This window comes from Chryseobacterium pennipullorum (assembly GCF_003384725.1).
GTDB classification, from domain to species: domain Bacteria; phylum Bacteroidota; class Bacteroidia; order Flavobacteriales; family Weeksellaceae; genus Chryseobacterium; species Chryseobacterium pennipullorum.
Genome location: NZ_QNVV01000007.1, coordinates 105,980 through 117,615, shown reverse-complemented (window position 1 = coordinate 117,615; position 11,636 = coordinate 105,980). Strand labels below are relative to the sequence as shown.

Annotated in this window: 5 protein-coding genes; 2 read left to right on the top strand and 3 right to left on the bottom strand. The window is 38.9% G+C overall.

Annotated elements, in window-relative coordinates; translation table 11 throughout:
• Positions 1–82: 82 nt before the first annotated feature.
• Positions 83–541 carry an Lrp/AsnC family transcriptional regulator gene (locus DRF67_RS09780; RefSeq protein ID WP_115928119.1) on the top strand — a complete coding sequence of 153 codons (459 nt, stop codon included), beginning with the start codon at positions 83–85 and terminating at the stop codon, positions 539–541.
• 75 nt (positions 542–616) lie between these two features.
• Here DRF67_RS09780 and DRF67_RS09775 read toward each other — a convergent pair whose 3' ends face one another.
• From DRF67_RS09775 to DRF67_RS09765, 3 genes are all read right to left on the bottom strand, one after another.
• Positions 617–1,645 (bottom strand): bestrophin family protein, encoded by a 1,029-nt coding sequence (locus DRF67_RS09775; RefSeq protein WP_115928118.1) that lies wholly within the window; start codon positions 1,643–1,645, stop codon positions 617–619.
• A gap of 208 nt (positions 1,646–1,853) precedes the next feature.
• Positions 1,854–3,926: an alpha-ketoacid dehydrogenase subunit alpha/beta gene (locus tag DRF67_RS09770; protein WP_115928117.1), complete on the bottom strand. Its 2,073-nt coding sequence runs from the start codon at positions 3,924–3,926 to the stop codon at positions 1,854–1,856.
• Positions 3,927–4,370: 444 nt separating this feature from the next.
• A complete protein-coding gene (locus tag DRF67_RS09765; protein WP_115928116.1) occupies positions 4,371–6,509 on the bottom strand; it encodes a S8 family peptidase in 2,139 nt (712 codons plus the stop codon).
• Between the two features lie 259 nt (positions 6,510–6,768).
• Between DRF67_RS09765 and dnaE the strand changes: the two genes are divergently transcribed.
• Entirely contained in the window at positions 6,769–11,436 is a 4,668-nt protein-coding gene (gene dnaE / locus DRF67_RS09760; RefSeq protein ID WP_115928115.1) for a DNA polymerase III subunit alpha, read from the top strand.
• Positions 11,437–11,636: the final 200 nt, after the last annotated feature.

Below are 11,636 nucleotides of genomic sequence, written 5' to 3'. Positions count from 1 at the left end.
TTATAAAACTGTAAAATATTGTTTATTTAGAAAATTTAATGGCTATCTTCGGTAATATTAAATATCGACCAAAAAATTATCTATGGAGCTTGATAAAACTGATAAGAAACTGCTTCTTTTTTTGCAGCAGGATTGTAAGCAAACCACTAAAGAGCTGTCTGCCAAGCTGGGTTTATCCGTAACGGCTGTTTATGAGCGTGTGAAAAAGCTTGAAAACTCCGGTATCATCTCAAAATATGTAGCTTTGCTGGACAGGCATAAAATCGATCGTGACTTTATTGTTTTATGTCATGTGAAACTAACGCAGCATAAAAAGGAATTTGTACTGCAGTTTGAAAAAGAGGTGATGAATCTTGAGGAGGTTACAGAATGCTTCCACGTAAGTGGTGATTACGACTACATCCTCAAGATAGGCGTACGGGATATTGCTGATTACCGCAATTTTATGCTGACCAAGCTTACGACCCTTCAACATATCGCCAGTACCCACAGCTCATTTATGATTTCTGAGGTAAAAAATACGACAGCAATTGCTTTGTGATGTAGATGAAGCAAGAGCTCTGGCCCCTGATCTTATGATCTGTGTCCGCGTTTGCTATTGGTTGTTTTTTCTCTTTTATACCAATACTCCGTTTTTTGAGGAAATAGGATCCGGCAGATCTGTTTCTCCGGCCATTTGAAGCAGATCTATTTCAATAGTTCTGCAGATGGAGAGCATAGGGACATCAAACATAAGGCCTGCAAAAGGGTTTTCAGAATAATCACCTACAAGTTCCATGATGATATAAATCCATCCGATAATGATACAGAAAGGAATAGAGGTCCAGATTCCCCAATCTCCAAGTTTTGCAAATTCATTGACCAATCCCAGGGGTAAAAGGGTAATAAAAAGGATGTTAAAGATAAATGCCGTGCTGGCAAACTGTCTGGGTGAAGGGAACTTTTTGATTCTTTCGGCTTGCCCCTGGAAACCATAAAATTCGTTCAGGCTGCTCTGAAGCTGCATCTGATTGAAGTCAGTAATGGCACCCATATTTTTTAGCTCATTAATATCTTTTGACTGTTGGGAAATAAGATAGGTAGCGAAATTTTTATAGTCAGCTTTAAGTTCATATTCTTCTTCCGAAAGATATTTATGAAGGAAAATAGGAGCCCTTCCATAATCGGGGAATCCTGCCTTGATCAGTCTGTTTCTTCTCAGATTGATATTTCCGAATTTATTTTCGGTACTGATGTGCTCCCATTCCGTTGGAACAAGAAGCTGCTCACGAAAGGTATATAACCATGCAATATGACGGTTCACAATTATCCTTTTACGGTTTTCAAGGTCAAAAGCACCTACCTCTTCATTTTTAGCATCAAAAGCATACACCATGGCAGCAAATGAACGGCTGGAATTGACAATGCCTCCCCATATTTTTCTTGCTTCCCAAAGTCTGTCGTACGCCTGGTTGTTTTTGAAACCCACCAAAAATGCCTCTGCTGTTCCTATCAATGCTACAGGAACCCATGGAATAGTCATCCAGTGCCAGTTGAAAAAATAAAAGAGAACGGCAATCAGCGTGCACCAGATCGAGATCAAAATAAGATGAAGACCGGATAGATTGAGAACCTGTTTATAATTGACGTATTTGGTTGTAATCATAAGGATAAAATGTGTTTTTGATTGCAGACAAAATGAATACCAAACTATAAGGAGGGAAGTCTTATAATGGCTGTCTTATAATAGTTATTACGGTTTTGCTGGATTATAATAGTCTAAGGTTGAGTTTAATAATTATGAATAAAAGTAATAAAAAATGCATAAAAAAACCTCTAAATTTTTAGAGGTTTTGATTTTTTGTATTATAAAATTAAGATTGTAGCATTTCATCAATCTTTTTAGAGAGCTTCTCTGCGTTTGGCAGCATCTCCTTTTCCAGTATGAGATTGATGGGTACCGCAGGAACGTCTAGCGATCCCATGGTTTCTACCGGTGCATCAAGGTATTTGAAGCAGTTTTTGGAAATACGGTGTGCAAATGCTTCTGCGAAGGAATTGTTGAGCTGTTCCTCGGTAAGAACGATACATTTTCCGTGGGCTTTCACCCGATCAAAAACAAGCTCTTCATCAAGAGGGATTAATGTTCTTAGATCAATCACTTCAACTCTTCCATTGAAATTTTTGGCGGCTTCTTTAGCCCAGTATACCCCCATTCCGTAAGTAACGACTAATAAGGTTCTGCCTTTTTCAGTTTCGCTCTTATCGGCCTCAATAATTACTTTGCCTTTTCCAAAAGGAAGTACATAATCTTCTGCCGGTTCTATTGTTTTAGCATCTTCCGTTCCTGGAACTTTACTCCAGTATAATCCTTTATGCTCCAGCATGATCACCGGGTTCGGATCGTAATAGGCTGCTTTCAGAAGTCCTTTGAAATCAGCTGCATTACTTGGATATGCTATTTTGATTCCTTTAATATTGGCTAAAATACTTTCAACGCTACCACTGTGGTAAGGACCACCTCCGCCATATGCTCCGATAGGTACACGGATGATGTTGCTAACAGGGAATTTCCCACCACTTAAATAGCTTGATTTTGAAATCTCTGTAATCAGCTGGTTGATCCCCGGATAAATATAGTCTGCAAACTGAACTTCAACAATTGGTTTTAAGCCCACAGCACTCATTCCGGCTGTAGATCCAATGATGTAAGCTTCCTGAATCGCTGTATTGAAAACTCTTTTACTTCCGAATTTTTTCCCTAAAGTAACCGTTTCACGAAAAACGCCTCCAATTCTTTCCCCTACATCCTGACCGTAGAGAAGGGCTTCAGGATGTTTCCACATCAATTCCTGGATAGCATGGATGGCAGCATCCACCATCACAATTTTTTCTCCGTTGGCTGGCTCACGTGTCCCTGTTTCTTCTGTAATGGGAGTAGGCGCAAAAACGTGCTGCATTACCGTTTCAGGTTTTGGGTCTTCTGCATTTTTAGCTTTTTCAAAAGCTTCTTCTGCTTCAAGGCGTGCCTTTTTTGTGATTTGTTTTAAAAGATCCTCGTCTACGCCTGTTTCCAGTAAATGTTTTCTAAGGATTTCTCCCGGATCTTTAGCTCTATGTTTGGTTAAATCTTCTTCGTCTCTATAGAATTCTCTTCTTACTCCGGAAGTATGGTGTCCGATCAAAACCGTTTTTGCACAAACGACTAAAGGTTTTCTTTCTGTTCTTACAAAATCTACGGCTTTTTTCATTGCTTCGAAACTTTCTACGAAATCAGTTCCGTCTACTCTCATTCTGCTTAGTCCGGTAAAGCCGGCAACAAAATCATAGGCATCGCAGGTTCTCGCTTCATCCTTGGTCACTGAAATTCCCCACTCGTTATCCTGAACCAGGAAAATAATAGGTAGCTGGTGGAGGGCAGCAAATTGTAAGGCTTCACTTACTTCTCCTTCTGTAACAGAATTGTCTCCAAGGCTGCAGACAACAACAGGGTTATTTTCAAACTCCTGGAGATTGAAGTCCTGAATGTATTTGATTCCCTGAGCTACTCCTGTAGTAGGGATGGTTTGCATTCCGGTTGCAGAACTCTGATGAACAATCTTGGGTTTGTTTTCGTCCCTGCTTGAAGGATGCGAATAATAGGATCTACCTCCTGAAAAAGGATCATCAGCTTTAGCCAGCAATTGAAGCATAAGTTGATAAGGTTCAAAGCCAATTCCCAACAGAATACTTTCATCTCTGTAATAGGGAGAAACCCAGTCTTCTTTTTTCAACTGATAAGCTGTTGCAAGCTGGATGGCTTCATGACCTCGTGAAGTACTGTGAACGTATTTACATACGTTTCTGTTTTCTTCATAAATATCAGCCATTGCTTTGGCCAGCATCATATGATTATACGCTTTAAGTAATATATCCTGAGAAACTTTTTCGTGAAGTGCATTTTCCATAGAAAGCAAATATACATAAAAAAACAAAATACTAACAACTGTTAGTATTTTGTAAAAAATGTTTCTTTTTTATGGTTATTCCTTGATGACTTTTCATGAAATGCCAACTTTTTACTCTGCTGTCAAAGTGATTTTGCTCTTTTTGTATAAGGTTGTTATTCAATAGCTTTGTGTGATATGTGATGGTGCGAAGGGTTGTTTTTTTGCTTGATAAAGTCGAGATTGTCCATTTTTAAGCTTTTTTAATTTTATTGAATGTGTTCTATTTTACTCTATTTAATAGGTAATGGAAACTCCTGATTTTGATTCGAAGTTGTGTTATTGCTTACGTTGTCATCAAATTGCTTTCGAAGAACCTGTTTTTTATCCTTTTCTTTGGACGGGTGAAAAATAAAACAGGATACCCGTATGAGTATCCTGTATAATAGGGTATAAGTTGTATAATTATTCCTTTATCACCTTTCTAGTCATAACATCTTTGTCTGTTTTTACTTCAATGATGTATATGCCTTTAGTGTAAGAAGAAAGATTCACTGTTTCTTTGTCACTACTGATCGTTCCGTTCTGCAGTTTCTTACCGGAAAGATCATACACCGTATAGGTTGATTTGTTAGGAGCTTTCAGGATGTTTGTTACATCTTTTGTGATAGAAGGCGCGATAGCAAGGTTGCTTAGAGCATTAGCTGCTGTGTCTTTAGTTCCTAGTACTTCACTGTACCCTGTAACGATAATTGAGTAATTTTGTGGGGCCGTTACACTTGGGGTAGCGTTGTTTTTCAAGGTACCTTTGTGTAGGACTTCAATCTTATATGTTCTTCCTGCAACAGGGGCATCTATAACGACCTGCTCTACGTTGTCTACCGTATTGTCTCCTTTTGTCGCCGGTGTCATAGGACTGGTTGCATTCAGTTTCCATGGAAAATAGACTGTGTTGTTGGACATGTCAGTAACCCGAAGATCAAGGTCATTTACCAGTCTTGAACTTCTGTTGTTATGAATATCATTCCAGGTTACATTTTGTGGAATTTTATATTCAGGATCAATCCAGGATATAGTTACCTTTATTGGCTCACTTCCGGAAGCTATTATGTTCTTGATGTTAGAAGTACCGTTATTCAGCACTTCATTGTTGAATATAACACTACCGTTAGACTTTCCAACTAAAAGCTCAGCTCCTTTTTTTGCATTAATATATCCCCATCCAAACCATGGATCTGGTCCTACATTTCCAGCTTCAGAAGCTGAATGGATCATGAGGGTTTTAGAAGCGGCAGCAGATAAATCCGCATTATCAAACATTTGTTTGTAAATTTGCATCCAAAGACCAATAACTCCTGTTACAACAGGGGCAGAGTATGATGTTCCGCTTCCGTAATCATATGAATTACTACCTACATCATCTCCTGCTGTCGAAGCAAGGAATACATCTGTTCCTGTCGTTGCAATATCGGGTTTGATTCCCCCATCATCTCTTGGTCCGGCACTGCTATAATCGGAATGTACTACATCGGATGGTGCAGTGTATTTAAAATTATTGGTTGAAATTACGTCTGTAGCTCCAACAACAATAATGTTTTTTGCTAATGATCCAGGTCCTATGCAGTCAAATCCCTGTGCACAGTTTGTTGGCGGCAAAGTGTCTGTAGCAGCGAATTCTACTAAATTATCATTCTCATCAGTATAATACTTGGAATATGTAGAGGTGCCTGGGTATGTCGGTCCGTAGCCGAAATAATTACCTGATGATTTTACAATGACATAATTCGGGTTATTGTAAACAATATTATCATAATTCTGATCATTGGAAAAGTAAGCGCCTTGCAGGTCAAAGGATGTACCTGGGCTATCAAAAACCCCGTTCCATACCCATGCGTTTGACGTGCCTACTGTAGCAACATCCCAACCTTGGTTTGAACCATATGAGTGATTTGATATTTTAGGCTGTGCTGCTAATATTTTTAGGAAAACAGTGCTGGGCGTTGTATTTCCAGGTAAAATAGTGCTTGCAAATCTATATGAATCAATTGTTGAATTAGGAGCAACTCCCTGTATGTCTCCGGTTACAGGTGTTCCTCCCACAGTACCGCTGATTGTCTTAGAGGTACTTCCAATAAAACCGGCAACACCTGTAGCATGCCCACTGTATACATTGGTATCAGATTCTTTATTCGTTATCCTGTTGGTACCGTTAGCAAAAGCCAAATGCGGTGCATATACTCTTCCGCCGTCAAAAATGGTGTATTTAATACCTTCTCCTTTGAAAGATCCTGCCAAGCCAGTGATGCTTCCAGCAGTATTTAATGCATCAGCATTGGCATTCTTAACTTGTCTAAGATCTTCTTTTTCGTAAAAATAGGGTTTTCCATTCGGTAAGAATCCGGCGAGATTGCTTCTTTTTTCTTCAATTTCTTTTTGGATGTCTGCCGATCTCGCAGAGCTGCCGTAATGCTTTGCTACATAAGCGTCAAACTTTGTGTTGTTGACTTCACTTTGTCTCGCAAATTCTCTTTTTAATCCTTCATTGTTTTGCGCACTTATCAGTGTAATAGCTAAAGTGCTGACCAAAAGTAAATGTTTCTTCATAACGGTTATTAAAATATTAAAAATTGTAATTGACCAAATATAGGATAAATTATTTATAAATAACTTGTTTTATTAAATAATTCTAATTTGTTTAAGTGGAGTAATTTAAATTATTTACATTTTGTTTTAAATGTCAGTGTATTATTTAATATGATTTAATTTCGGAATATATAAAGTGATGTGAGGGGTTTTGGAAATGGTAATTAGAAAAAAATGAAGTAACTTTACATTCTCTTTTTTAAAAAAGTTAGAAAATTATATGTATTTAATTTTTGACACAGAAACAACCGGTTTACCAAAAAATTTCAACGCTCCGCTTTCAGATTCGGATAACTGGCCAAGGATGGTCCAGATTGCATGGCAGGTGCACGATGATGATGGGAATTTAGTTGAAAACCAGGATTATATTATAAAACCTGAAGGGTATGATATTCCCTTCAATGCTGCGCGGATTCACGGGATCACTACAAAAATTGCCAATGAAGAAGGGCGTGATCTGAAGGAGGTTTTAGAGGAGTTTTCCAATGTACTGGAAAGGATAAGGGTTGTTTCCGGACATAATGTAGAATTTGATTACAATATTGTAGGAGCAGAATTTTACAGAAAAAATTTAAAAGATAATCTACAGGAAAAGCCTAAGGCTGATACCATGGTCCTTGGTACCGACTTTTGTCAGTTAGGCGGAGGTAGAGGAGGTAGATTTAAACCTCCGAAGCTTGAAGAGCTTTATGAAAAGCTGTACGGAAATAAGTTCGATGAGGCGCATAATGCAGCAGCTGACGTTAACGCTACAGCCAGGGCTTTTTTCGAAATGGTGAGGATTGGCGTTGTTCCAGCTGAAATCCTGAAAATTTCAGAAGATCAGCTAAGCTATTTCAGAAGTCTTTATCCGGACCCTATCAAGCCTTTTAATATTGTTATCAGAAGGCAGGTTGCGGATTTTCATAATAAGAAGAAGCAACAGGACTTCGGAAGTATTGATGAAATAGACCTTGGAAAATACTTTAACTTCGATAACCACAGTGTCTTCTCCACGTTAACAGCTACCTCAAGTATCAATGATTTGATCAAAAAAGCTTCTGATGAAAATTTCCCTGCTGTCGGAATGGTGGATTTGGGAAATATGATGGGGGCTTTCAAGTTTGTTTCTGCTGTGGAGGGAGCTAATGGAGACAGAGCAAAAAAATATAAAGAATATATAGCGAAAAAGCAGGAGGCAGAAGAGAATGGTACAGAATTTAATGAAACTGAACCTGTTTCCGAGCCGTTGATTCCGGTTGTAGGATGTGAATTCTATATTTCCGACCGTTATGAACAGAAGCAGTTTACCAAAGATGATCCGGACAGAAGGACTCAGGTAGTGCTTTTAGCGAAAGACTTTAACGGGTATAAAAACTTGGCGAAGCTTTCCAGTATTGGCTTCCTTAAAGGATTTTATTTCGGTGTACCCAGGATAAGCCGTGAACTGATCGCTCAATATAAAGAAGGCGTAATTGCTCTTACGTCAGGAATCATGGGAGACATCCCCGATGCTATTTTAAATACCGGTGAACAGAAAGGGGAAGAGCTTTTCAAATGGTGGAAAGATACCTTTGGAGATGACTTCTACGTACAGCTTCAGAATCATAAACTGCCCGAAGAAGAGCATTTAAATGAGGTTTTACTCTACTTAGCTGATAAATATGAGGTTAAGATTTTAGCTCAGAACGAAACGTTTTATACCAATAAGGATGATGCGAATATCCAGGATATTGTCAGCTGCATTAAAGATGGTGAAAAGCTCTCAACACCGGTTGGGAAAGGATTCGGAAAACGGAGAGGGCTTGCGACAGAGGAGTATTACATAAAGAATTCCGATGAACTCAAAGAGGCTTTTCTGGCTTATCCCGATGCCTTTGATGCTTATGAAGAATTCTTTTCCAAATTTAAGCCTTATACATTAAAAAGAGATGTACTCCTGCCGAAATTCGATATTCCTGCGGAATTTATCCATGCGGAGGATGAGGTAGATGGCGGAAAAAGAGGGGAGATGGCCTATCTTACCCATTTGACGTATGAAGGAGCAAAAAGAAGATATGAAGAAACAGGAATTACAGAGGAGATTAGAGAACGTCTTGATTTCGAGCTTGAAGTCATTGCCAACACCGGTTATCCAGGGTACTTCCTTATCGTACAGGATTTCTGTAATGAAGCTCGTAACATGGGAGTATGGGTAGGACCCGGAAGGGGATCTGCTGCCGGATCTGCAGTGGCATACTGCATTGGAATCACCAATGTAGACCCTATTAAATATGATCTTCTTTTTGAGAGATTCCTGAACCCGGAAAGGGTTTCGATGCCCGATATTGATATCGACTTTGATGATGAAGGAAGAGACAGGGTTATCAAGTGGGTTATCGATAAATACGGCCAGAGCCAGGTAGCACAGATTATTACCTACTCTGTTCTGGGAGGTAAGTCAGCGATCAAAGATGCCGGAAGGGTACTGGATGTACCGATTCCGGATACCAATAATATTGCCAAGCTTATTCCTTCCACACCGGGAATGAATATCGCGAAAGCCCTGGCGAAATATGATAAATTAAAACCTGAAGAACAAATGCTCGTTGACGAGATGAGATATGTTCTTCAGAGTCCGGATGATAATCGTCACGGAGTATTGGCGAGTGCGAAAAAAATGGAAGGCTGTATCAGAAATACAGGGATTCATGCCTGTGGTGTTATTATTACCCCCGAGGATGTAAGTAATCTTGTACCGGTAACCATTGCGGCAAAAGATGCCGATATTCTGGTGTCCCAGTTTGATAACTCGGTGGCGGAAAGCGCAGGTTTGTTAAAGATGGACTTCCTGGGGCTTAGAACCCTTACCATTATTAAAGATGCTTTAAAGCTTGTGAAAGCAAGATATGGACTGGATATTGATCCGGATCTTATTCCGTTGGATGATGCCAAAACATATCAGTTATTTAAAGAAGGTAGAACGGTAGGGATCTTCCAATATGAAAGTCCGGGAATGCAAAAATATATGAGGGAGCTGAAACCCACAGTATTTGCAGACCTTATTGCCATGAACGCATTGTACCGGCCAGGGCCAATTAAATATATTCCGAACTTTATCAACAGAAAGCATGGAGTGGAAGAAATTGTCTATGACCTACCGGAAACTGAAGAATATCTGAAGGAAACCTACGGAATTACCGTTTATCAGGAGCAGGTAATGCTTTTATCCCAGAAGTTGGCCAATTTCACAAAAGGGGAAGCCGATACGTTGAGAAAAGCAATGGGGAAGAAGCAGATTGATGTTCTGAATAAAATGTATCCCAAATTCATTGAAGGAGGAAGGAAAAACAATCTGAATGAAGAAAGATTGGAGAAAATCTGGAATGACTGGAAGGCTTTCGCAGAATATGCCTTCAACAAATCCCACTCAACCTGTTATGCTTTTATTGCTTATCAGACAGCTTACCTGAAAGCGAATTATCCGGCAGAATATATGGCGAGTGTTATGAGTAATAACATTAACAATACCGATTCTATTACGATGTTCATGGAAGATTGTAAGAGTATGGGAGTGGATGTTCTGGGACCTGATGTGAATGAATCACAATATAAATTCTCAGTAAACGAAAAAGGGCAGGTCCGTTTTGGTCTGGGTGCTATCAAGGGAATTGGAGAGGGGCCAAGTGAGGCGATCACAAGGGAAAGAGAAAAGGGAAGGTTTAAAAATATTTATGATTTTTTTGAAAGGATATTGCCTTCCCAAATGAATAAAAGAGTAGCGGAAAGTTTAGTCGTCGCTGGAGCTTTTGATGAATTGGATTCTTTCCATAGAGGTCAGTACTTTGATATTGATATGGCGGGAAGAACCAATCTTGAAAGACTGATCAGATATGGCCAGAGCTTCCAGGAAAGTAAAAATGAGATGGAATTTTCTCTGTTTGCAGATTTTGCAGATGAAGTTCAGATTGAGCAGCCTAAATTACTTCCTTGTCCAGAATGGCCGAATATGCATAAACTAAACAAGGAAAAGGAAACCATTGGATTCTATCTTTCTGCGCATCCGCTGGATGAATTTAAATATCAGTTTCAGTTTATGCAGGGGCAGCTTTCTAAGAAATCGGTCCTTGAGAAGGATGGTGAAGATAAACTGGTTACTGATGAGGCGCCGGTTCTGGAGAAAGATTCTCAGGATGAGACTATAGACCTTGTTGAAATTGTTTCTGATGATATGACGATAGGAGAAGAGGAAGTCATAGAAGAAGTGGTGAAAAAAGCTGAGCCTAAAGGAACTTTCATGTTTTTGAATCTGGATGAGGTAGACGCTTATAAAGAGCAGGCTTTTGCCAATAAGCAGGAAGAACTTTTTGAAGAGAAAAAGAAGGACTGGAAAACCATCCAGAAAGAAAGAGAGAATGGCGGCGGCGGAAAAGAATATACTGTTGCTGGTTTGATTACCGAATATGTGGTAAAGGATGGTTTCAGAAGCGGGGAAAAAGTAGCCTTTGTTACTCTTGAAGATTATTCGGGATCATATTCATTCAGGCTGGGAGACAGAGATTATATGAGACTGAAGGAAAAGCTGGAGGTCCAGAGGTTTGTTATTTTCAAAATAAAATTTGCTCAGGTGAAAGACGGAAGAGTCTTCGTTAATGTAAATGATGTGATAGAGCTTCAGGAAGCATTTGAACGGTTTGCAAAGAGCATCTCTTTGGTCATGGACGTTATGGATGTTAGGGCTGAAGATCTGGATTTTTTCAGAACCGTTCTTGACAGAAATAAAGGAAATCAGAAACTTAAATTTTTTATAAAAAATATCGACGATGATTCCCATATCGAAGTGCAATCTATGAAACATTCCGTTGATCTGAACGGCGACCTGATCAAAGAAATTCAGTTGCTTCATAAATACGAGTTTTACTTGAACTAAAAAAATAGTGTAATGATTCAGAAAAGTGGCTTGGGCCACTTTTTTTATATAGTTTAGTGAGTTATAATTATTTTTTTTAATATTTTATTATGTTAAATAGAAAATTATTCATTGATGAAATTTTCTGTTTAAACTTTAATGTATTGATATGTAATCGATTATGTTTTTTAATGAGATTGTGAAATAATTGTAGAATTAAA

Coding starts and splice junctions, on each gene's coding strand:
- DRF67_RS09780 (WP_115928119.1), top strand. CDS start 83: ATGGAGCTTGATAAAACTGATAAGAAACTGCTTCTTTTTTTGCAGCAG.
- DRF67_RS09775 (WP_115928118.1), bottom strand. CDS start 1,645: ATGATTACAACCAAATACGTCAATTATAAACAGGTTCTCAATCTATCC.
- DRF67_RS09770 (WP_115928117.1), bottom strand. CDS start 3,926: ATGGAAAATGCACTTCACGAAAAAGTTTCTCAGGATATATTACTTAAA.
- DRF67_RS09765 (WP_115928116.1), bottom strand. CDS start 6,509: ATGAAGAAACATTTACTTTTGGTCAGCACTTTAGCTATTACACTGATA.
- dnaE (WP_115928115.1), top strand. CDS start 6,769: ATGTATTTAATTTTTGACACAGAAACAACCGGTTTACCAAAAAATTTC.